The organism is Kineococcus sp. NBC_00420 (assembly GCF_036021035.1).
GTDB lineage: Bacteria > Actinomycetota > Actinomycetes > Actinomycetales > Kineococcaceae > Kineococcus.
In genome coordinates this window covers 915,250-937,114 of the sequence record NZ_CP107930.1, presented here as the reverse complement: position 1 = coordinate 937,114, position 21,865 = coordinate 915,250, and the positions used below count along the sequence as shown (strand labels likewise).

23 protein-coding genes are annotated in these 21,865 nt (G+C 72.0%); 13 read left to right on the top strand and 10 right to left on the bottom strand.

Translation table 11 applies throughout. From position 1 onward, the window contains the following. Positions 1 to 39 precede the first annotated feature (39 nt). Genes OG218_RS04620 through OG218_RS04610 form a run of 3 tightly spaced genes read left to right on the top strand, consistent with a single transcriptional unit; the run spans position 40 to position 1,378 of the window. Positions 40 to 333, top strand: coding sequence for a DUF503 domain-containing protein (locus OG218_RS04620; RefSeq protein ID WP_328292028.1), 294 nt, complete (start codon positions 40 to 42; stop codon positions 331 to 333). A 25-nt stretch (positions 334 to 358) separates the two neighbouring features. Next, positions 359 to 847 (top strand): 30S ribosome-binding factor RbfA, encoded by a 489-nt coding sequence (gene rbfA, locus OG218_RS04615; RefSeq protein ID WP_328292027.1) that lies wholly within the window; start codon positions 359 to 361, stop codon positions 845 to 847. Positions 848 to 868: 21 nt separating this feature from the next. Beyond that, positions 869 to 1,378, top strand: coding sequence for a DUF3592 domain-containing protein (locus OG218_RS04610; RefSeq protein ID WP_328292026.1), 510 nt, complete (start codon positions 869 to 871; stop codon positions 1,376 to 1,378). Here the strand turns inward: OG218_RS04610 and OG218_RS04605 are convergent. Continuing rightward, the gene (locus OG218_RS04605) at positions 1,375 to 2,820 is read right to left on the bottom strand and encodes a DHA2 family efflux MFS transporter permease subunit (RefSeq protein ID WP_328292025.1); all 1,446 of its coding nucleotides are present in this window, start codon (positions 2,818 to 2,820) and stop codon (positions 1,375 to 1,377) included. The two genes, OG218_RS04610 and OG218_RS04605, sit on opposite strands and share 4 nt — an antisense overlap. A gap of 66 nt (positions 2,821 to 2,886) precedes the next feature. Here OG218_RS04605 and OG218_RS04600 point away from each other — a divergent pair, with 66 nt between their 5' ends. Further along, positions 2,887 to 3,465, top strand: coding sequence for a TetR/AcrR family transcriptional regulator (locus OG218_RS04600; protein ID WP_328292024.1), 579 nt, complete (start codon positions 2,887 to 2,889; stop codon positions 3,463 to 3,465). Next, positions 3,462 to 4,364, top strand: a complete 903-nt coding sequence (truB, locus tag OG218_RS04595; protein ID WP_328292023.1) for a tRNA pseudouridine(55) synthase TruB — start codon at positions 3,462 to 3,464, stop codon at positions 4,362 to 4,364. Before OG218_RS04600 ends, truB begins: the two co-directional genes overlap by 4 nt. Before the next feature lie 21 nt (positions 4,365 to 4,385). On the opposite strand, the gene OG218_RS04590 is transcribed toward truB, so the two are convergent. The 9 genes from OG218_RS04590 to pgi all read right to left on the bottom strand — a co-directional run bounded on the left by OG218_RS04590 (position 4,386) and on the right by pgi (position 13,986). Beyond that, entirely contained in the window at positions 4,386 to 4,616 is a 231-nt protein-coding gene (locus OG218_RS04590) for a hypothetical protein (RefSeq protein WP_328292022.1), read from the bottom strand. Between the two features lie 51 nt (positions 4,617 to 4,667). Then, the gene (locus OG218_RS04585; protein WP_328292021.1) at positions 4,668 to 5,393 is read right to left on the bottom strand and encodes a PspA/IM30 family protein; all 726 of its coding nucleotides are present in this window, start codon (positions 5,391 to 5,393) and stop codon (positions 4,668 to 4,670) included. Beyond that, the gene (gene dxs, locus OG218_RS04580; protein ID WP_328292020.1) at positions 5,386 to 7,314 is read right to left on the bottom strand and encodes a 1-deoxy-D-xylulose-5-phosphate synthase; all 1,929 of its coding nucleotides are present in this window, start codon (positions 7,312 to 7,314) and stop codon (positions 5,386 to 5,388) included. The genes OG218_RS04585 and dxs overlap by 8 nt, the downstream gene beginning before the upstream one ends. A 66-nt stretch (positions 7,315 to 7,380) precedes the next feature. Beyond that, positions 7,381 to 9,339 (bottom strand): TPM domain-containing protein, encoded by a 1,959-nt coding sequence (locus tag OG218_RS04575; protein ID WP_328292019.1) that lies wholly within the window; start codon positions 9,337 to 9,339, stop codon positions 7,381 to 7,383. A gap of 38 nt (positions 9,340 to 9,377) precedes the next feature. Beyond that, on the bottom strand, positions 9,378 to 10,148 hold the full coding sequence (locus OG218_RS04570) for an SDR family NAD(P)-dependent oxidoreductase (protein ID WP_328292018.1): 771 nt from the start codon (positions 10,146 to 10,148) through the stop codon (positions 9,378 to 9,380). Positions 10,149 to 10,157: 9 nt separating this feature from the next. Continuing rightward, positions 10,158 to 11,198 (bottom strand): NAD(P)-dependent alcohol dehydrogenase, encoded by a 1,041-nt coding sequence (locus tag OG218_RS04565; RefSeq protein WP_328292017.1) that lies wholly within the window; start codon positions 11,196 to 11,198, stop codon positions 10,158 to 10,160. Between the two features lie 44 nt (positions 11,199 to 11,242). Beyond that, on the bottom strand, positions 11,243 to 12,010 hold the full coding sequence (locus OG218_RS04560) for a GolD/DthD family dehydrogenase (RefSeq protein ID WP_328292016.1): 768 nt from the start codon (positions 12,008 to 12,010) through the stop codon (positions 11,243 to 11,245). A gap of 86 nt (positions 12,011 to 12,096) precedes the next feature. After that, complete coding sequence (locus OG218_RS04555; protein WP_328292015.1) at positions 12,097 to 12,243, bottom strand: hypothetical protein; 147 nt, start codon at positions 12,241 to 12,243, stop codon at positions 12,097 to 12,099. 57 nt (positions 12,244 to 12,300) lie between these two features. Then, complete coding sequence (gene pgi, locus OG218_RS04550) at positions 12,301 to 13,986, bottom strand: glucose-6-phosphate isomerase (RefSeq protein ID WP_328292014.1); 1,686 nt, start codon at positions 13,984 to 13,986, stop codon at positions 12,301 to 12,303. 61 nt (positions 13,987 to 14,047) lie between these two features. Between pgi and OG218_RS04545 the strand changes: the two genes are divergently transcribed. The 8 genes from OG218_RS04545 (at position 14,048) to OG218_RS04510 (ending at position 21,821) form a co-directional block, all read left to right on the top strand. Further along, complete coding sequence (locus OG218_RS04545) at positions 14,048 to 14,986, top strand: bifunctional riboflavin kinase/FAD synthetase (RefSeq protein ID WP_328292013.1); 939 nt, start codon at positions 14,048 to 14,050, stop codon at positions 14,984 to 14,986. A 90-nt stretch (positions 14,987 to 15,076) separates the two neighbouring features. Next, positions 15,077 to 15,346, top strand: a complete 270-nt coding sequence (rpsO, locus tag OG218_RS04540) for a 30S ribosomal protein S15 (protein ID WP_328292012.1) — start codon at positions 15,077 to 15,079, stop codon at positions 15,344 to 15,346. A 227-nt stretch (positions 15,347 to 15,573) separates the two neighbouring features. Then, positions 15,574 to 17,814, top strand: coding sequence for a polyribonucleotide nucleotidyltransferase (locus OG218_RS04535; protein WP_328292011.1), 2,241 nt, complete (start codon positions 15,574 to 15,576; stop codon positions 17,812 to 17,814). Position 17,815: 1 nt separating this feature from the next. Then, positions 17,816 to 19,201: a M16 family metallopeptidase gene (locus tag OG218_RS04530; protein WP_328292010.1), complete on the top strand. Its 1,386-nt coding sequence runs from the start codon at positions 17,816 to 17,818 to the stop codon at positions 19,199 to 19,201. After that, entirely contained in the window at positions 19,198 to 19,938 is a 741-nt protein-coding gene (dapB, locus tag OG218_RS04525; protein ID WP_328292009.1) for a 4-hydroxy-tetrahydrodipicolinate reductase, read from the top strand. The genes OG218_RS04530 and dapB overlap by 4 nt, the downstream gene beginning before the upstream one ends. A 2-nt stretch (positions 19,939 to 19,940) precedes the next feature. Then, positions 19,941 to 20,381, top strand: a complete 441-nt coding sequence (locus OG218_RS04520; RefSeq protein WP_328292008.1) for a hypothetical protein — start codon at positions 19,941 to 19,943, stop codon at positions 20,379 to 20,381. Between the two features lie 17 nt (positions 20,382 to 20,398). Continuing rightward, a complete protein-coding gene (locus OG218_RS04515; RefSeq protein ID WP_328292007.1) occupies positions 20,399 to 20,824 on the top strand; it encodes a hypothetical protein in 426 nt (141 codons plus the stop codon). A 598-nt stretch (positions 20,825 to 21,422) separates the two neighbouring features. Next, positions 21,423 to 21,821: an SRPBCC family protein gene (locus OG218_RS04510; protein ID WP_328292006.1), complete on the top strand. Its 399-nt coding sequence runs from the start codon at positions 21,423 to 21,425 to the stop codon at positions 21,819 to 21,821. Positions 21,822 to 21,865 lie beyond the last annotated feature (44 nt).

Genomic DNA, 21,865 nt, shown 5'->3' with positions numbered 1-21,865 from the left:
CCCTTCGGGTTCCGCCCCGGCTGTCACCCCCAGAGAGTCATGTTCACTGCAACGCTCACCGTCGACCTGCTGCTGGGCGACGTCCACTCCCTCAAAGGCAAGCGCAGCATCGTGCGCCCGCTGGTGGCCGAACTGCGCCGCTCCTTCGAGGTCGCGGCCGCGGAGACCGGGCACCTCGACCTGCACCGTCGGGCCGAGGTCGCGCTCGCCGTGGTGGCGCCGGACGCCGCGCACTGCACCGACGTCCTCGACCGGTGCGAACGGCTGATCGCCGCGCACCCCGAGTTCCAGATCCTCTCCGCCCGCCGGCAGTTCCTGTCGTCGGACGACTGACACCCCGAACGTTCAGGAGTTCCCCGTGGCGGACCCCACCCGCGCCCGCAAGCTCGCCGACCGCATCAAGGTCATCGTGGCGGACGCGCTCGAGAAGCGCGTGAAGGACCCTCGTCTGGGGTTCCTCACCATCACCGACGCCCGCGTCACCAACGACCTGCAGCACGCGACGCTGTTCTACACGGTCTTCGGCAGCGACGAGGAGAAGCAGGGCACCGCGCTGGCGCTGGAGTCGGCCAAGGGCGTGCTGCGCTCCGAGGTCGGCAAGCGCACCGGCATCCGGCTGACCCCGACGCTCACCTTCACCCTGGACGAGGTCCCGGAGACGGCGACGCAGATCCAGGACCTGCTGAAGGTCGCCGCCGAGCAGGACGCCCGCGTCGCCGCCCTGGCCGCGGGCGCCCAGCCCGCCGGTGAGGCCGACCCGTACAAGAAGCCCGTCGCCGTCGACGACGAGTGGGACGACGACGAGACCGAGGACGACGACGTCGTGGAAGCCGACCCGCGTGCCTGATGTGCGTGGCACGCTGAGGTGATGGACCAGCCGTCGTTCCCCGACCTCGACCAGACCTCCGACGGGTTCTTCGGCGCGTTCCCGACGTTCTTCGGCGTCGGCCTGGCGGTCATCGCCCTGGTCGGGGTCGCGGTCGTCGTGGGCGGGATCGTGATGACCGTCCGTGCCCGTCGGCGTTCGGCCGACGCGACCCGGCTGCGGACGGAGGGCCGCAAGGCCACCGGTGTCGTCATCGACAACCAGGTCCACAGCCACCACGAGCACCGGATGACCTTCGCTCCGGTCGTGCGCTTCGAGGCCGACGGCCGGGAGGTCGTCGTGGTGGGGGACCAGCGCTGGAACCGGTCCTTCGTCACCGGCCGCCCGGCCGAGGTCCTCTACGACCCTGCCGCCCCCGACCGCGCCCACGTGCGGGCCGAGGGCGGCAGCGTCTTCGGGGGCGGGACGAGCGGGGTGTTCCTCGCCGTCTTCGGGATCGCGTTCCTGGTGCTCGTCGCGGTGATGGCGAACGTGGTGCGCTCCGTCTTCTAGCGGTGCTGCCCGGAGACGGCGACCGGCGCGACCTGCACCTCTCCCCGTGGGGCCGGGACGAACCCCGCTCGTCCGGGGACGAAGAGCGCGACGACCGCGGCCAGCGCGACGGCCCCCGCACCCGCCCAGACGGCCGTCGGGGCACCCGCGACGAACCCCGTGGGCGTGAGCGATCCGCCGGCGTCCTGGAAGACCAGGGTGAGGACGGCGACACCGAGGGCGAGGCCGATCTCGCGCAGCGTCGTGTTGGCGGAGCTGGCCGTCGCGTGGTCGGCGCCGTCGAGACCGTGCAGGACGGCCGTCGCGGAGGGCGCGAAGACCAGCGCCGTCCCGAACCCGGCGAGGACGAGGCCGGGCACGAGGTCGAGGTAGACGGTGTCGGGGTCGATGTGGGCGGCGATCCAGCCGAGGCCGGCGGTGGTGAGGACGAGTCCGCTCACCAGCAGCGGCCGCGGTCCGATCCGGCCGGCGAGGATCCCGGCGACCGGGGCGACGAGCATCGGCAGCGCGGTCCAGGGCAGCGTGCGGATTCCGGCCTGCAGCGGCGTGTAGCCCATGGCGATCTGCAGCTCCTGGGTCAGCAGGAAGACCGATCCCATCGCGCCGAGCTGGAAGAGGAACATCAGGCCGTTGGCCGCGGTGAAGCTGCGGGAGCGGAACAGCCGCAGGGGCAGCAGCGGGAAGCGTGCGGTGCGCTGGCGGACCAGGAAGGCGAGCAGCGCCAGGACGCCGACAGCCAGCGGGAGCAGGACCGCGGTGGATCCCCAGCCGTCGGCGTCGGCGTGCACGACGGCCCAGACGATGCCGACGACGACGGCGGCGCCGAGGACGGTGCCGGCCACGTCGACGGGGACGCGGCGACCGCGCGACTCGGGCAGGGCCCGGAGGATGAGCGGCAGGGCGAGCACGACGACGGGGACGTTGACCCAGAAGATCCACTGCCAGCTGAGGCCGTCGATGACGGCGCCGCCGATGACCGGTCCGAGGGCGACCCCGAGACCGGTGACCCCGCCCCAGATGCCGATGGCCGCGGCGCGGCGTTCCGGCGGGACGGCGGCCGCGACCAGGGCCAGGGAGAGCGGGGTGATGGCGGCCGCTCCGACCCCCTGCACCGCGCGGGCGGCGATGAGGGTCTCGGGGGAGCCGGAGAGCGCCGCGGCGATCGAGCCGAGGGTGAAGACGACCAGCCCGAGGAGGAAGACCCGCCGCCGGCCCCAGCGGTCCCCGGCGGTGGCGGCGCCGAGCATGAGGGCGGCGAAGGTGAGGGTGAAGGCGTTCACCACCCACTGCAGCTGCCCCAGGGAGGCGCCGAGGTCGCGGTGCAGGACGGGCAGGGCACCGGTCACCACGAGGTTGTCGAGGGTGGCCATGAACACGGGCAGCGACGCGGCGACGATCGCCAGCGCCGGGTGCACCCGGCGGGGTGCGGTGTGGGTGGACACGAAGGACCTCCGGAGAAGGCATCGGATGATTACCTAACCGTAGGCATCGACTGATACCTTGTCAACGTGAGCCCCGAGACGAGTCCGAAGCGGATGTCCAAGGACGACCGGCGCGAGCAGATCCTCGACGCCGCGGCCCGCGTCGTCGCCCGGGTGGGGCTGGCCGGGGCCAGCACCGACGTCATCGCGGCCGAGGCCGGCGTCTCGCAGCCCTACGTGGTGCGCACCTTCGGGGGCAAGCAGCCGCTGCTCGACGCGCTCTTCCAGCGGGTGTCCGACCGCGTCGTCGCGGCCTTCGAGAACGCCCCCGTGCAGGGCGACGCCGCGGAGTGCCTGGGGCAGGCCTACATGCGCCTCGTCGAGGACCGCGACGTCCTGCTGCTGCTCATGCACGGGTTCACCGCCGCCGGGTCCGAACCGGTCATCGGCGACACCGTGCGCGGCTGCGTGGACACGGTCCAGCGGATCTGCCGCGAACGCCTCGGCAGCGACGCCCGTGCGGCGGACTTCGTCGCACAGGGCATGCTGCTCAACGTGCTGCTCTGCCTGGACTCCTGGAACCACCCCGACCTGCCGGACCTCACCGCGCTCGCGACGACGGCCGCCTCGGCCGCCGAGCTGGTGGCGAAGGGGCAGGGCCGGTGAGCGAGCGGACGACGCGCCCCGGCGTCGGCGACGGCATCCTCGTCGTCGACAAGCCCGCCGGCTGGACCAGCCACGACGTCGTCGGCCGCTGTCGTCGCCTCCTCGGGACGCGCCGGGTCGGCCACGCCGGCACCCTCGACCCGGCCGCGACGGGTGTCCTCGTGCTCGGGGCCAACCGGGGGACGAAGTTCCTCACCCACCTCGTCGCCCACGACAAGGCCTACACCGCGACGATCCGGCTCGGCGTCGCCACCGTCACCGACGACGCCGAAGGTGACCCGGTGGGCGCACCCGTCGACGCCACGGGCCTCGCGGAGCACGCCGTCGCGCACGCCGTCGACGCGCTGACGGGGGACATCCAGCAGGTCCCGAGCTCGGTGAGCGCCATCAAGGTCGACGGGCAGCGCAGCTACGCCCGGGTCCGGGGCGGGCAGGAGGTCGACCTGCCCGCCCGCCCCGTCACCGTCTCCCGCTTCGAGGTCCTCGACCGCCGTCCCGTCGGGGGCTTCCTCGACCTCGACGTCGTCGTGGAGGTCACCAGCGGCACCTACGTCCGCGCCCTGGCCCGCGACCTCGGCACCGCCCTCGGCGTCGGGGGGCACCTGACTGCGTTGCGCCGCACCCGGTCCGGTCCGTTCACGCTCGAGGAGGCGCTCACCCTCGAGCAGGTCGAGGTGGATCCTGTCGTGCAGCCGCTCGCCGACGTCGCCCGCAGGCTCTTCCCGGCCCGCGAACTCGATGAGAAGGACGCCGCGACGGTCTCCTACGGCGGGTTCCTCACCGCCGGCGGAGACGCCGGTCCGGTCGGGGCGTTCGCCCCCGACGGGACGCTCGTCGCGCTCCTCGGCGACACCCCGCGCGGCGCGAAACCCCTGCTGGTGCTGCAGCCCGCCGGTTGACCCGACCGTGCACTCGCGCCGTCAGGTGGCGGGGCCACCGCGTTGGACGAGCTCCAGGAGCTGCTCCGGTTGGGCCCAGACGTCCTCGCCGGTCGTCGAGGACCGCAAGCGCGTGACGTGGACACCGTTGCGCAGCAGGTCTTCCGCGAGATCGGGGGGGAGCAGATCGGCGGGCTGCAGTCGCAGCACCCGACGCCGGGTGAACTCGTCGAGTTCAGCCCACCAATCTTCTAGAAGGTTGCGCGGCTGCACACCCCATCCTGGCCCGCGGTCGTGGTGACCGCGGGCCAGTGCGTGTCGCGGTCAGCCGGCGGCGCCACCGGACTTCAGCGCAGCGAGCCGGGCTTCGACGTCGAGGTCGGTGGAGGCGTCCTCCAGCGAGGCGAACTGCGCGTCGAGGGAGTCGGCCTGCAGCTCGGCCTGGCCCGCGACCCGGGCCTCCTCGCGGCGCACCCGGTCCTCGAAGCGGGACAGCTCGGAGGTGGGGTCGAGGACGTTGAGAGACCCGATCGCGGACTGCACCTGCGACTGGGCCTTCGCGGCCGCCGCGCGCGCGACGAGCTGGTCGCGCTTGGTCTTGAGCTCGCTCAGCTTCTCCTTCATCGCGGTCAGGCCGGACTTGAGCTTGACCACGACCTCGGTCTGGGCCGCGATCTGGGGAACGGCGTCGGCGACCTCCTGCTCGAAGGTGATCTGCCGCTTCAGCGCCACCTTGGCCAGCTCGTCGAAGCGGTCGGCCTCCGGGGTCTGACCCGCGGCGCGCAGGCTGTCGGCCTTCGCGGACGCGGCGGCGGCCTTGCGGCCCCACTCGCTCACGGCGGCGACGTCGTCGTCGCGGTCGGCCTCGGCCAGGCGCAGGTTGCCGATCGTCTGCGCGATCGCCGCCTCCGCCTCGGAGATGTTGCTGGTGTAGTCGCGGACCATCTGGTCCAGCATCTTCGCGGGGTCCTCCGCGGAGTCGATCAACGCGTTGACGTTCGCGCGCGCCAACTGCGCGATGCGTCCCAGGATCGTCTGCTTCTCAGCCATGCCGCTGATCCTCCCGCACCGGACGGGCCTGCGGGAGCTTGGTCCCGATGACCTGGTCGATGATGTCGCGCGCGACGGTCTGGGCGGTGAGTCCGGCGTCCTGGAGGATCTCGCCCCGGGACGCGTGGTCGAGGAACTCGTCGGGCAGGCCGAGTTCGTTGACGCCGGTGTCGACGCCCGCCGCGCGCAGGTCCTGACGCAGCCGGGTGCCGATCCCGCCGACCCGCACCCCGTCCTCGATGGTGACGACGAGGCGGTGCTCGCGGGAGAGCTCGACGAGCGACGTCGCGATCGGCACGACCCAGCGCGGGTCGACGACGGTGGCGCCGATGCCCTGGGCCTCCAGCAGGGCCGCGGCCTCCAGCGCCATGCCGGCCATCGACCCCACGGCGACGAGCAGCACGTCGCGGGAGCCTTCGCCGGGCCGGTGCAGGACGTCCACCCCGTCTGCCAGCCGTTCCAGCGCCGGCACGTCCGCGGCCACCGAACCCCGGGGGAAGCGCAGCACGGTGGGCCCGTCGTCGACGAGGACGGCCTCACCCAGTTCCTCCCGCAGGGTCCCCGCGTCGCGGGGGGCGGCGATGCGGATGCCGGGGACGACCTGCAGCAGCGCGAGGTCCCACATGCCGTGGTGGCTGGGACCGTCGGGTCCCGTCACCCCGGCTCGGTCGAGGACGAACGTGACCCCCGCCTTGTGCAGCGCGACGTCCATCAGGACCTGGTCGAAGGCGCGGTTCACGAAGGTCGCGTAGAGCGCCACCACCGGGTGCAACCCCGCGTAGGCGAGGCCCGCGGCGCTGGTGACGGCGTGCTGCTCGGCGATGCCGACGTCGAAGACGCGGTCCGGGTGGCGTTCCTGGAAGCGGTGCAACCCGGTGGGACGCAACATGGCCGCGGTGATGGCGACGAGCCGGGGGTGCCGGTCGCCGAGGTCGGCGAGCTCGTCGGCGAACACCGACGTCCAGCCCTGGGCGCTGGAGGTCTCCAGGGGCTCACCGGTCGTCGGGTCGATCTTGCCGACGGCGTGGAACTGGTCGGCCTGGTCGCGCAGGGCGGGCTCGAAGCCGTGTCCCTTCTCGGTGATGGCGTGCACGAGGACCGGGGTCCCGTAGTCACGGGCCTGGCGCAGCGCCTCCTCCATCGCCTGCTGGTCGTGCCCGTCGACGGGACCGACGTACTTGATGTCGAGGTTGGAGTACAGCGCCTCGTTGTCGGTGAGCCGGGCCAGGAACCCGCGCATGCCGCCACGCAGCCCCCGGTACACGGCCCGCCCGGGGGTGCCGAAGCGGTCGGCCGCGGCCTGGCTCTTCTCGTGCAGCCGGCGGTACTCGCGACGGGTGCGGACGGTGCTGAGGAAGCGCGCCATCCCGCCGATCGTGGCCCCGTAGGACCGGCCGTTGTCGTTGACGATGATGATCAGTCGGCGGTCGTTGTCGTGGGAGATGTTGTTCAGCGCCTCCCACGTCATGCCCCCGGTGAGGGCGCCGTCGCCGACGACGGCGACCACGGTCCGGTGGGACTGCCCGTTGAGCTGGAAGCCGCGCGAGATGCCGTCCGCCCAGGACAGCGAGGAGGAGGCGTGCGAGGACTCGACGATGTCGTGCTCGGACTCGCTCCGTTGCGGGTAGCCGGCGAGGCCGCCCCGTTCGCGCAGGTGCGAGAAGTCCTGGCGGCCGGTGACGAGCTTGTGCACGTAGGACTGGTGGCCGGTGTCGAAGACGAAGGGGTCCTTCGGCGAGTCGAAGACCCGGTGCATCGCCAGCGTCAGCTCCACGACCCCGAGGTTGGGGCCGAGGTGCCCGCCGGTCTTCGCGACCTCGGCGACGAGGAAGCGACGGATCTCGGCGGCGAGCTGCACCGTCTGGGCGTGCGAGAGGCGCTTGAGGTCCTGGGGGGACCGGATCGAATCGAGCAGGGTCACGAACACTTCCTCTCGGGCCAGGGCCAGGTCAGCTTAGGCCTGTGGCCCGGAAGCGCAGGTCCGACCTCAGAACCGGCCACCCGCACTGCGCCCACCGCCGGAGGAGCCGCCGCCACCGGAACCCCCGCCGAAGCCCCCACCGCCGAAGCCCCCACCGCCGAAGCCCCCACCGCCGAAGCCCCCACCGCCGAAGCCCCCACCGCCGAAGCCGCCCCCGAATCCTCCGCCCCGTCGGCGCGACGACCCGCCGCCGATGAGGATCCCGCCCAGCACCGCCCCGAGGTCGTCGGAGGCGCCGCCCCGACCGCCCGGCCAGGAGTCCACGTCGCTGCGGGCGCGGGAACTGGCGCGTTCCGCGAGGGAGTCCGCCTGGCGGGCGTGCTCCAGCGCCGCGGCCGGGTCCTGGGACGCGAGCGCGAGCGCCTGGTCGAGGTGTCGCTGCGCCTCGCCGAGGTGGGTGCGGGCCACCGACCCGACGGCACCCCGTCGGGCGGAGACGAAGTCGTCGGCGGCCGCGATCTCGGAGCGGGCCGCGACCAGGGCCTGCTCCAGGGCGGCCTCGGTGGACCGGCGCGCAGACGTGGCCTCCTCGACGGCGTCCCGGGCCGCGTCCAGCGTCCGCTCCGCCTCGACGAGCCGGTGCAGCGCGCCCAGCGGATCGTTCGAGGCCTGACGGGCGCTCGCCTCCACGACAGCGAGCGCCGCGGCCGAGGCCGCCGCGAAGTCCGCGGTGGGCACTCCGGTGGCCGCCTCGACGGGCGTCCGGGCGTCGGCCCCCAGCCGGGCGATCGCCACCGGGACCTCCTGCACCGCCTGACGCAGGTCCTGCTCGGTCCTCGACACCCCGCTCAGGAGCTTCTCGGCCTGGGCGGCCGCCGCTTCCGCGGTCCGGACGGCGTCGACGACCTCACCCGAGCGGGTCACGTCGGCCAGCGCCGCGCGGCCCGCTGCGCACGACCGTTCCGCCAGGCCGATCCGGTCCCGGGCCTGGGCGACGGTGTCGGCGACGGAGGTCAGGGCGGTCTCCCCGAACTCCGCGGCCAGGGTCGAGAGCAGCGCCCGGGCCGGTTCGACGCCCGCCCGCAACCCGGGCAGCTTCGCCTCGACCTCGGCGAGGACCGCGGGGGCGCGCTGCACGAGGTCGCGCAGCGCGTCGACGGCGTCGGAGGCCTCGTCGAGGGTCTTCCCCGTGGTGCGGCAGGACTCGATCACCTCGGTGAGGATCCGGCGCCGTTCCGCGTCGGTCTCGGGGACGGAGTCGTCGAGCGACTGCCGGGCCGTGAACGCCTGCCGCAGCGCGGCCCGGGAACGTTCCAGGACGCTCGAGAACTCCGCGGTCGACGCCGTCCCGAACTCCGCCGCCGCGAACTGGAGTTCTTCCGCGGCGGCGCGGACGGCGTCGTCGGCCTGCACCAGCAGCGTGTCGGCCTGGGTCTGCAGGTCCGCCGTGGAGACCGCCGGCCGCGACCGGTGCCGCCGCACCAGGGCCACGACGGCGATGACGACGACCCCGGCGAGGGCGAGGAACCCCAGCACCCACCAGACGGTGTGCGAGGGGCTGAGGTGGGTGTCGAGGGAGTCAGCGCCCGCGACGGCGGCCCCCGCCCAGTCGCCGTCGGCGAGCTCGGTCTCGGTGTCGCGGGCCACCGCCTGGAGGTCCGCGTCGTCCAGGCGGGACGCGCTGTCGACGAAGTAGGCGTAGGAGCGGTCGCCGGTGGCGACGGCCAGCAGGACGTCGTCCTGGCCCAGCCCCGACGTCGTCGCCGTCTCATCGGCCCAGGTCTGTCCGTCCGCCCCGTCGAAGGAGTCCACGTAGACGACCCAGAGCTGCACGCCGGTGTCGGAGCGCAGCGACGAGAGCGCCCCCCGCACCTCCCCGTCGCGACCGTCCAGCGCCCCGACCTGGTCGGTCACCTGCCCGGCCAGCCGGAACGGAGGCACGGCCGAGGCGGGTGCCGCGGGGGCGAGCAGGAGTCCGCCGCTCAGCAGCAGAGCGGCGATCGCGGCGGGACGACGAGAGGACACCCGGGCAGTCTGTCGCACCCGGGTGTCCCCGTGACGCATCAGAACAGCGTGTACCCGCCGTCGGTGACGACGACGGCCCCGGTGGAGAAGCTCGACGCGTCGGAGGCCAGGTAGACGACCGTCGCGGCGATCTCCTCGGGGGTGGAGTAGCGCTGCATCGGCGCGTCCTCGATCCACATGCGGCGGAACTCGGGTTTGTCGACGGGGGCCATCTCGGTCTTGACGTACCCGGGGGCGATCGCGTTGACGCGGATGCCCAGCGGCGCCCACTCCGCCGCGAGCGACTTCGTGAGCTGGTGCACCGCAGCCTTGGAGGCGTTGTAGACCGGCTGCAGCTGCGGACGGTTCACGATGTTCGCGCTGATCGAGCCGACGTTGACGATGGCCCCACCGCCGTTCTGCGCCATCCACTTCGCGGTGACGACGCTGGGCAGCCAGACGCCCTTGACGTTGGTGGTGATGACGTCGTCGTACTCGTCGTCGGTCACCTCCAGCGCGGGGCGGTGCACGCAGGTGCCGGCGTTGTTGACCAGCACGTCGAAGCGGCCGAACTGCTCGGTGACGCGGGCGACGGCCGCCTCGACCTCCGGCCGGGAGGTGACGTCGAGGCGCAGGCCGAGGGTCCTGCGCCCGCTCGAGGCGGCGATCTCCTCCGCCGCGGCGACGGACGCGGCCTCGTTGCGGGCCGCCACGACGACGTCGGCACCGGCCTCGGCCAGCGCCTGGGCGAAACCACGGCCGAGGCCCTTGTAGCCACCGGTGACGAGGGCGACCTTGCCCTCGAGGGAGAACTTCTGCAGGACGGACAACGGGGGCTCCTACTTCTCGGCGGGGTTGACGACGACGACGGCCTTCATGCTCAGCGGGTCGGAGTCGGCGTTCAACGCGTCCTCGACCTGCTCCAGCGGGTAGCGGGCCGTCACCATGTCGTCGAGGTGGACGGCACCGGAGGTGGTGAGTTCGATGCCCCGGGGCCAGGTGTCGATGTAGCGGAAGACGCCGGTGAGGTTGATCTCGCGGGTCGCGATGAGCTGCACCGGGATCGGCATCTCCTCCGCGCCGAGACCGACGAGGACGACGGTCCCACCACCGCGGGTGGAGTTGATGCCCGACAGGACAGCGGGCGTCGCCCCCGAGCAGTCGATGAACGCGTCGGCGCGGATCTGCGCGATCTCGGCCGCGTCCTGGACGGGGTGCAGCGCCCGGGTCGCCCCGAACCCGGTGATCCGCTCCCGGCGGGAGTCGACGAAGTCGGTGACGACGACGTCGGTGGCGCCCCGGGCGCGGACGGCCTGCGCAGCCATCGCCCCGATCGGGCCGGCCCCGGCGATCAGCACCTGGTCGCCCGGGCCGACGTCGGCCTTGTGCGCGGCCCAGAGCCCGACGCTCAAGGGTTCCAGCAGCGCCGCGGACTCGTCGGACAGGCTGTCCGGCACGGTGTAGGCCTGGTCCACGGGTGCGGTCACGTAGTCGCAGAACGTCCCGTCGAAGGGGGGCGTGGCGTAGAACTCCATGAAGGGGCACAGGTTCGAGCGACCGGTCTTGCACTGCCGGCACGTCCGGCACGGGACCTGCGGGTCGATCGCGACCCGGTCACCGAGGCGTTCCTCGGAAACTCCGCGCCCGACGCCGACGACGGTCCCGGAGACCTCGTGGCCCAGGACGATCGGCGCGGTGACGACCATGTCGCCGATGCGGCCGTGCTTGTAGTAGTGGACGTCGGACCCGCAGACGCCGACGGAACCGACCTTCACCAGCACCTCGCCGTCGGCGGGGGTGGGCACGGGTCGTTCCTGCATCTCGATGACGCCCTGCTTCAGCAGGACGCTGGCCCGCATGGTGGTGGGAACGCTGGTCATCGTCGACTCTCCTCAGTGCCCGGGGGCGGTTGGGTTGGTGCGCCTCAACGGATGGTGTACCCGCCGTCGACCACGAGGTCGGTGCCGTTGACCATGTCCGAGGCGCCGGAGGCCAGGAACAGCGCGGCGCCGGCGATCTCGCGGGGGAGGGCGAAGCGTCCCGTCGGGATCGCAGCCTTCGCGGCGTCACCCTTCGGTCCGTCCCAGGCCTTCCGGCCGAGTTCGGTGAGCACGACGGTCGGGGAGATCGAGTTCGCGGTGACCCCGCGACCGGCCCACTCCGAGGCCAGGACCCGGGTCAGACCGACGACCCCGGCCTTGGAGGCGCAGTACGCGGCGTGCCCGTCGAGGGCCACCGAGGCAGCCTGCGAGGCCATGGTGATGACCTTGCCCCGGCCGCGTTCCAGCATGCCGCGGCCCACGGCCTGAGCGGTGAGGAACGTCCCCGTCAGGTTGATGGACACCGTCCGGACGAACACCGCCGGGTCGAGTTCCTCGGCCGGGGCGAGGTCGACGATCCCGGCACAGGTGACGAGGACGTCGACGGGCCCGGCGGCGGCGGCGAACGCCGCGACGGAGTCCGGGTCGGCGACGTTCCCGTGCAACCCCACGTGGTCCTCGCCGAGTTCCGCAGCCCGGGCGAGCGCCGCCTCCTCGTTCAGGTCCACGAGCACGACGCGTGCCCCGGCCGCGGCGAACGCCCCGGCGATGGCGCTCCCGATCCCCGAGGCGGCCCCGGTGATGAGGGCGGTGCGCCCCTCCAGCCGGAAGGACAGGTCGACGTCGGCGTCGGTCGGTTCGGTCTTCGACACGGTGGTCTCCGTTCAGAGTTCTCGGTGGGTCGGGTGAACAGCGATGTCCTCCCCCCGCCGGCCCCCGGCGACTGACCGGCGACCGCTCAGTCGCCGGTCTTGACGAGCCGGCGCTTCTTCACGGTGTAGCCGGCGGGCAGGGTGCCCTCCTTGAGCATGCGGATCGGGCAGCGGCGGCACCTGTCCTTGGACTCGCAGCACTTGGACTTCGGCAGGTCCCGCTTCTTGCTCACGCGCGCAACGTAACACCGCCGGGTGAGGTTGCCCTCATCCCGGCGGTGGCCGCGGCGTCAGTTCGTGCGGTGGGACAGGTAGTACCGGATCAGGTCACCCGTGGAGGCGTCCTGCGCCAGCAGCGCGTCGGTGTCACCCGTGAGCGCCGGCGCGATCTCCAGCGCCAGCTTCTTGCCGAGCTCCACACCCCACTGGTCGAAGCTGTCGATGCCCCAGACGGCCCCTTCGACGAAGGTGATGTGCTCGTAGAGCGCGATGAGCTGACCGAGCACCGCCGGGGTCAGCGAGGGCGCCATGATCGAGGTGGTCGGCCGGTTGCCGGAGAACACCCGGGCCGCGACGACCTCCTCGGCGGTGCCCTCGGCCCGCACCTCCTCCGCCGTCTTGCCGAACGCGAGCGCCTTGGTCTGGGCGAAGAAGTTCGCCATGAACAGCGCGTGCACGTCGGCGTCGCCGTCGACCAGCGGGTGCGTCGGGGTCGCGAAGGCGACGAAGTCAGCGGGGATGATCCGCGTGCCCTGGTGGATCAGCTGGTAGAACGCGTGCTGGCCGTTGGTGCCGGGTTCACCCCAGAACACCTCGCCCGTGTGCGTCGTGACGGCCTCGCCGTCGTAGCGGACGGACTTCCCGTTGGACTCCATCGTGAGCTGCTGCAGGTACGCCGCGAAGCGGTGCAGGTACTGCGAGTACGGCAGCACCGCGTGGGTGTGGGCGTCCAGGAAGTTCACGTACCAGACGTTGAGCAGACCCATGAGGAGCGGGACGTTCTGCTCGGGCGCGGTGGTGCGGAAGTGCTCGTCGACGGTGTGGAAGCCGGACAGGAAGCTGCGGAAGTGGTCCGGCCCGATGGCGACGGCCAGCGAGGTGCCGATCGCGGAGTCGACGGAGTAGCGACCGCCCACCCAGTCCCAGAACCCGAACGCGTTGGCCGGGTCGATGCCGAAGGCGGCGACCTTGTCCAGCGCGGTCGACACCGCGACGAAGTGCTTGGCGACGGCGTCCGCGCGGGCGGTGTCGTCGTCGGCGAGGACTCCGGCTGCGGACAGCCCCTCCCACAACCACTTCCGCGACAGCCGCGCGTTCGTGAGGGTCTCGAGGGTCCCGAACGTCTTGGACGCGACGATGAACAGGGTCGTCTCGGGGTCGAGGTCCTTCGTCGTCTCGGCCACGTCGGTGGGGTCGATGTTGGAGACGAAGCGGCACTCCAGCCCGGCCTGCACGAACGGCTTGAGGGCCTCGTAGGCCATCACCGGGCCGAGGTCGGAACCGCCGATGCCGATGTTCACGACGGTCGCGATCGGCTTCCCGGTGACGCCCTTCCACTCACCCGAGCGGACGGCCTCGGCGAAGGCGAAGACCTTCTCGAGCTCACCCTGCACGTCGGCGTCGACGTCCTGCCCGTCCACGCTCAGGGCCGGCGTGGCCCCGGCCGGTCGGCGCAGCGCGGTGTGCAGGACGGCGCGGTCCTCGGTGACGTTGATGTGCTCGCCGGCGAACATCGCGTCGCGGCGGGCGAGGACCCCGGTCTCCTCGGCCAGCTGCAGGAGCAGGGCGAGCGTGTCGGAGGTGACGAGGTTCTTGGAGAGGTCCACGTGCAGGTCGGCGACGTCGAAGGTCAGCGACCGCGCGCGCTCGGGGTCGGCGGCGAACCAGCCCCGCAGGTCGGGGGTGCTGCCCGACCGGTGCTCGGTCAGCGACGACCACGCCGCGGTGGTGGTCGGGTCCACAGGTCCAGTGCTCATGAGGGTGACGCTAGTCAGCCCGTGTGCGGAGCGCGCGACCGGCTGCTGGCACAGTGTTCGCGTGCAGCGGTGGGATGACCTGTCAGACGTCGAACCCGGGTTCGGCCCGTCGGTGGTCACCATCGGCAACTTCGACGGCGTGCACCGCGGGCACGCGGCCGTGCTCGGCGAGGTCGTCGGCCTGGCCCGCGCCCTTGGCCTGGTCTCCGCCGCGGTGACCTTCGACCCGCACCCGCTGCAGGTCCTGCACCCCGAGCGCGCCCCCGGGCTGCTCACCGGCCTCACCCGCCGCCTCGACCTGCTGCAGGAGACCGGCCTGGACGCGGTGCTGGTGATGCCCTTCACCCACGAGCTCGCGCGCTGGAGCCCGCAGCGCTTCGTGGAGGAGGTCTTCGTCGACGCGCTGCACGCCGTCGTCGTCGTCGTCGGCCACGACGTGCGCTTCGGCGAGGCCAACGCCGGCGACCTCGCCACCATGCAGGAGCTCGGCGCCCGGTTCGGGTTCGAGGTCGTCGTGCTCGCCGACCTCGGCGGCCAGGGCGACTCCTCCCGGTGGTCCTCCACGGCCGTGCGCGAGGCCCTGGCCGCCGGTGACGTCGAGCGGGCGGCGGCGATCCTCGGCCACCGGCACCGGGTCAGCTCCACCGTCGTGCACGGTGACCACCGCGGCCGCGAGCTCGGCTACCCGACGGCCAACCTGGACACCGTGCACGCCGACGGGCTGGTCCCGGCCGACGGCGTGTACGCGGGCTGGTTGACCCGCCGCGACGGCGACCGGCTGCCCGCGGCCGTCTCGATCGGCACCAACCCGACCTTCGACGGGGTGCGTCGTCAGCTCGAGGCGTTCTGCATCGACCAGCAGGGCCTGGACCTCTACGGGGAGCGCGTCGACCTCGACTTCGTGGCCCACCTGCGGCCCACCCAGCGCTTCGAGGGCATCGAGCCCCTCGTGCAGCAGATGGAGCGCGACGTCGCGAGGTGCCGCGAGATCCTGCTGTAGTCTGAGCGTTGCCGTTCGATCGGCCGCGGATCCAGAGAGCCCGGGTGGACAAGCCCCGTGGCACCGCGCAACGAGGTTCAGGAGACACGAGTGCCCCTCGACGCAGACGTCAAGAAGAAGATCATGACCGAGTACGCCCTCACCGAGGGTGACACCGGCTCGCCGGAGGTCCAGGTCGCGATGCTGACGCAGCGCATCCGTGACCTGACCGAACACCTCAAGATGCACCAGCACGACCACCACAGCCGTCGTGGCCTGCTGCTCCTCGTGGGCCAGCGCCGCAACCTGCTGAAGTACATGGCCAAGAAGGACATCAACCGTTACCGCTCGATCATCGAGCGTCTCGGCATCCGCCGCTGACCCAGCACTGACAGGGTCAGGGGCCTGACGACAGGGGTGGTCCCGACTCTCGGGGCCACCCCTGTCGCACGTTCCCGCCGCACTCGCGGCAGACTCACCGTGACACCGCGCAGCGTCGCACCGGTCCTCGGTAGTGGCCTCCGGAAGCTCCGGCTTCCGTGGGCCTCGATCGAAGGCCGGGGCGCGCGGGTGTCGCACATCCGCACCGCAACCTGGAGGAGGAACCCTTGGAGGGTCCCGAAATCACTGCCGCCGAAGCCGTCATCGACAACGGTTCGTTCGGCACCCGCACCGTCCGCTTCGAAACGGGTCGCCTCGCCAAGCAGGCCGCCGGTTCCGCCGCGGTCTACCTCGACGGCGAGTCCTTCCTGCTGAGCGCCACCACCGCCGGCAAGACCCCGAAGGACCAGTTCGACTTCTTCCCGTTGACGATCGACGTCGAAGAGCGCAGCTACGCCGCCGGCAAGATCCCCGGTTCGTTCTTCCGTCGTGAGGGTCGCCCCTCCACCGAGGCGATCCTGGCCTGCCGTCTCATCGACCGTCCGTTGCGCCCGAGCTTCGTCAAGGGCCTGCGCAACGAGGTCCAGGTCGTCGTCTCGATCATGGCGCTGCACCCCGACGACGCCTACGACGTCGTGGCCATCAACGCCGCGTCGCTGTCCACCCAGCTCTCGGGTCTGCCGTTCTCCGGCCCGGTCGGTGGCGTGCGCGTCGCGCTCATCGACGGCCAGTGGGTCGCCTTCCCGCGCTACTCCGAGCTCGAGCGCGCCGTCTTCGACATGGTCGTCGCCGGCCGTGTCGTCACCGCGGCCGACGGTTCGCAGGACGTCGCGATCATGATGGTCGAGGCCGAGGCGACCGAGGGTTCCTGGAACCTCATCAAGGAACAGGGCGCCACCGCCCCGACCGAGGAGATCGTGGCCCAGGGCCTCGAGGCGGCCAAGCCGTTCATCGCGGAGCTGGTGCGCGCGCAGGCCGAGGTGGCCGCCACCGCCGCCAAGCCGACCGCCGCCTTCCCGACGTTCCCGGACTACCAGGACGACGTCTACCAGGCCGTCTTCGACTCCGCCGCGACCGAGCTGGTCGTCGCGTTGCAGATCGCCGGCAAGCAGGAGCGCGAGTCCCGGATCGACGAGATCAAGGACCGCGTCAAGGGCGAGCTCGCCGCGGGCTTCGCCGGGCGCGAGAAGGAGGTCTCCGCCGCGTACCGCTCGGTGCAGAAGACCCTCATCCGCCAGCGCGTCCTCAAGGACGGGGTCCGCATCGACGGCCGTGGTCTGGCCGACATCCGGACGCTGTCCGCCGAGGTCGAGGTCCTGCCCCGCGTGCACGGTTCGGCGCTCTTCGAGCGCGGTGAGACCCAGATCCTGGGGGTCACCACGCTGAACATGCTCCGCATGGAGCAGCAGCTCGACACGTTGTCGCCGGTGACGCGCAAGCGCTACATGCACAACTACAACTTCCCGCCCTACTCGACCGGTGAGACCGGCCGCGTGGGTTCGCCGAAGCGTCGCGAGATCGGGCACGGCGCCCTCGCCGAGCGCGCGCTCGTGCCGGTGCTGCCGGCCCGCGAGGACTTCCCCTACGCGATCCGCCAGGTCTCCGAGGCGCTGGGCTCCAACGGTTCCACCTCGATGGGTTCGGTCTGCGCCTCGACGCTGTCCCTGCTCAACGCGGGTGTCCCGCTGCGCGCGGCCGTCGCCGGCATCGCGATGGGCCTCATCTCCGACACGGTCGACGGTGAGACCCGCTACGCGGCGCTGACCGACATCCTCGGGGCCGAGGACGCCTTCGGTGACATGGACTTCAAGGTCGCCGGGACCAAGGAGTTCGTCACCGCGATCCAGCTCGACACCAAGCTCGACGGGATCCCCGCCTCGGTGCTCGCCGGGGCGCTGACCCAGGCCCGCGACGCGCGTCTCTACATCCTCGACGTCATGGCCGAGGCCATCGACGCCCCGGACGAGATGTCGCCGACCGCGCCGCGGATCATCACCGTGAAGGTCCCCGTGGACAAGATCGGCGAGGTCATCGGGCCCAAGGGCAAGATGATCAACCAGATCCAGGAGGACACCGGCGCCGACATCTCCATCGAGGACGACGGCACGGTGTTCATCGGGGCCGTCGACGGTCCCTCGGCGGAGGCGGCCCGCGCAGCGGTCAACGCCATCGCCAACCCGACGATGCCCGAGGTCGGCGAGCGCTACCTCGGCACCGTCGTGAAGACGACCACCTTCGGTGCGTTCGTCTCGCTCATGCCGGGCAAGGACGGCCTGCTGCACATCTCGCAGCTGCGCAAGCTCTCCGGCGGCAAGCGCGTCGACAACGTCGAGGACGTCGTCTCGGTGGGCCAGAAGGTGCAGGTCGAGATCGCTGAGATCGACCCGCGCGGCAAGCTGTCCCTCGTCCCCGTCGTCGCGGAGGAAGCCTCGGACGAGGCTCCCGCCAGCGAGCCGGCCGACGCCTGACGTGTCGTCCACCCTTCCCGGGAACCCCGTCGAGCTGCCCGTCGTGGCAGCCGGCGGGGTTCCCGCTACCACCGTCCTGTCCACCCCCGCCCAGGTGGAGCAGGGGTCGATCGTCAAGCGGACCGTCCTGCCCTGCGGTGCCCGCGTCCTGACCGAGGCCATGCCCGGTCAGCGCTCCGCGAGCATCGGGTGCTGGGTGGGCGTCGGCTCGCGCGACGAGACGAAGGGTCACTTCGGCTCGACGCACTTCCTCGAGCACCTGCTCTTCAAGGGCACCGAACGTCGGGACGCGATGGACATCGCCTCCGCGTTCGACGCCGTCGGGGGTGAGGCGAACGCCGCCACCGGCAAGGAGCACACGACCTACTACGCGCGCGTCCTCGACGCCGACCTGCCGATGGCGATCGACGTCGTCACCGACATGGTCACCTCGGCCGTCTTGGACGACGACGACTTCACCAGCGAACGCGAGGTCATCCTCGAGGAGCTGGCGATGAACGACGACGACCCGGGCGACGTCGCGCACGAGAAGTTCGCCGAGCTCGTCCTGGGCCGGCACCCGCTGGCCCGGCCCATCGGCGGCACCCCCGACACGATCCGCGCCGTCGGGCGCGACGACGTCTGGGCGCACTACCGCGAGCACTACCAGCCGTCCTCGCTGGTCTTCACCGCTGCCGGTGGTCTCGACCACGACGAGGTCGTCGCCTGCGTCCAGCGTGAGCTGGACCGTGCCGCGGGCGACCTCGGTCAGGCCGCTCCCCGTCCGCGCCGCATCAGCGGTGAGGTCGGCGGCGGGCTGGAGAAGGGGCGCTCGCTCGTGGTGGACCGCCAGACCGAGCAGGCCCACGTGCTGCTCGGGATGACCGGGATCACCGCCACGGACGACCGGCGGTTCACGATGTCGGTGCTCAACGCCGTCCTCGGGGGCGGGATGAGCAGCCGGTTGTTCCAGGAGGTCCGCGAGAAGCGGGGCCTGGCGTACTCGGTGTACTCGTTCAACGCCAACTACGCCGACTCCGGCTACGTCGGGCTGTACGCGGGCTGCTCGCCGGCCAAGGCCGCCCAGGTCGCCGACCTGATGCTGGCGGAGCTGGCGAAGCTCGCCTCCACCCCGATGGAGTCCGAGGAGCTCGCGCGCGGCGTCGGTCAGCTGACCGGTGGTCTCGTGCTGGGGCTCGAGGACTCCGGGTCGCGGATGAACCGGCTCGGCAAGTCCGAACTCACCCACGGGCAGTTCCTCGACGTCGACGGTGTGCTGGCCAACGTGCGGTCCGTCACCGCCGAGGACGTCCGCGTCCTGGCGGCGGACCTGCTCTCCCGGCCGCGTTCGGTGACCGTCGTCGGACCGTTCAGCGACGACAGCGGATTCACCGGCGTCGTCCAGTGACGATCCGCGTCGCGGTCCTCGGGGCCGGGGGCCGCATGGGTTCGCAGGCGGTGGCGGCTCTCGAGGCCGCCGCCGACCTGGAACTCGTCGCGGCCCTCGGCCGCGGTGACTCCCTCGACGCGGCCGCCGGGGCCGACGTCGTGGTCGACCTGACCGTCCCCGACCAGGTGATGGCCAACGTCGAGTGGGCCCTGGCGCACGGGATGCACGTCGTGACGGGCACCACCGGCTTCACTGCCGAGCGGATCGCCCAGGTCGAGGCGTGGGCCTCGGCCGCCGGTCGCAACGTCCTCGTCGCGACGAACTTCGGCATCGGCGCGGTGCTGGTCATGCAGCTCGCGGCCAAGGCCGCGAAGTTCTTCGAGTCCGTCGAGGTCGTCGAACTCCACCACCCCGCGAAGGTCGACGCGCCGAGCGGGTCCGCGATCCGCACGGCCCGCCTCATCGCAGCCGCGCGGGCGGAGGCGGGCCTGGGCCCCTCGCCCGACGCGACGACCACGGAAATCCCCGGAGCCCGCGGCGCCGTCGTCGACGGGATCCACGTGCACGCCGTCCGGATGCGCGGGCTGACCGCCCACCAGGAGGTCATCCTGGGTGGACCGGGGGAGACCCTGACGATCCGCGACGACACCTACGAGCGCGCCGCGTACATGCCGGGTCTGCTGGTGGGTGTGCGTCAGGTCGCCGACCGTCCCGGGGTCACCGTCGGCCTCGAGCACTACCTGGACCTGGACTGATCGTGCGCGTCAAGATCATCATCGCCGTCAGCGTCGCGGCCCTGCTGTTCTACTTCGTGTTCCTCGGCCGGCTGGGTTACCAGCTGGCCGCGACCGGTGAGTGGGCCGGCGTCCTGCTCGGCATCGCGCTGTTCCTGCTGCCGGTCGTCGGGTTGTGGGCCGTCGTGCGGGAGCTCATGTTCGGGCTCGCGACGGAACGCCTCGGTCGCGAACTCGCCTCGCGCGGGGAACTGCCCGAGGACGACCTGACCCGCACCGCGGCCGGGCGCATCGACCGCGAGGCCGGTTCCGTCCTGTGGCAGGCCGCGAAGGACGAGGTCGAGGCCAGCCCCGACGACGCGGGCGCCTGGTACCGGCTGGCGATCGGCTACGACGCGGCCGGTGACCGCAAGCGCGGCCGGGCTGCCGCACGGCACGCGGTCAAGCTGCACCGGGGCCGCTGACACTACGATCCTGCGCCATGACGACGTGGACGGGATCGAACGCCTTCCGGTTGATGCCCACCGACGCGGCCCACGACGCCGTGGCCACCGCGGAGGTGACGGAGGGCGCCGGCGGGAACCTGGTCTCCCTCGCCTACACCTGGTTGCACCCCGACGACGGCGCCCAGGACGGTCTGCTGGTCCTCGGCCCCGCCCACGAGGACTCCGCCGTCGCGTTGTGGGGTGACTCCTGGCACCAGACCCCCGCCGCGCAGGTGCTCACGGGTTCCGTCGAGGCCGGCGTGTGGAGCGTGGGCTACGACTACGTCCCCGGCCAGTGGCGCTGGCGCATCGTCGTCGACACCTCGGACGCGGAGGAGTTGCTCGTCCGGATGGAGAACGTCGCCCTCGACGACGAGACCCCGCCCTACGCAGCGATGGACCTGCGCGTCCACCCCGTGTGACCCCGGCGGCGGTCCTCGTGCTGTCAGGTTCAGCGGTCGGGTGGAGCACGAGCGCGTCCGGCTGCTGACCGCCACCGGGCATCTGCGAGGTGCCGCTCGAGACATTCACCCCCGCCCTCGACCACCTCGCCGGGTTGAGCGACCAACTTGGTCGTCCTAGGCACGTCCAAGGGCGCCGAGGCCGCGTTGCTGCTGGCCGTTCGTGATCCCCGGATCCGGACGGTGGTCGCCCTGTCCCCGACGTCGGTGGTGTGGGAGAGCGTCGAGGGCACGGACGGTCCCCGGTCGAGCCGAACCCCCGGCGTTCCGTTCCCTCTACGAACGGAGCCTCGCCGCGTTCCCGGAACGCGTTGCGGCGGCATCGATTCCGGTGGAGCGGATCCGGGGTCGGGTACTGTTGAGCGCCGGTGCCGACGACCAGGTCTGGCCCTCGGACAGGTTCGCCGGCCACCGAGTGGTGCTTCCCGGAGAGCCGGCCCCGTCGGGCGGGATGGCAATGGCGCGCGGGGGTTCCGCCATCGCGGACGCTGAACTCGGGGAGCGGGTGTGGGCGGAACTGGGTCTCGTGCTCGGGCTCGCCCAGTGACAGCATGGAGTGATGGCCACCGAGTCCCGTCACCTGAGCGTGCACGTCGACCGCCCGGTCGAACAGGTCTACGCCTTCATAGCGGACCCCACCAACATCCCGAACTGGGCACCGGGGTTGGGCAGCTCGGTCGTCGAGGAAGACGGTCAGTGGTACGTGGAACAGGCAGAGGGCCGGGCACGAGTGACCTTCGCCCCCACCAACGAGTTCGGTGTGCTCGACCACCACGTCGTGACGCCGGCCGGGGTCACGGTCTACATGCCGGTGCGTGTGCTGGCCGACGGCGACGGGTGTGAGGTCGTCTTCACCGTGCGTCGGGTGCCGGGCATGAGCGATGACGAGTTCGAGCGAGACCTCGGTGCGGTGTCGGCAGACCTCGAACTGCTGCGCGACGTCATCCAAGGGCGCTGAACCAGAACGTCCGCCCCCGCAGCCTGCCGGCTGCGGGGGTGTTT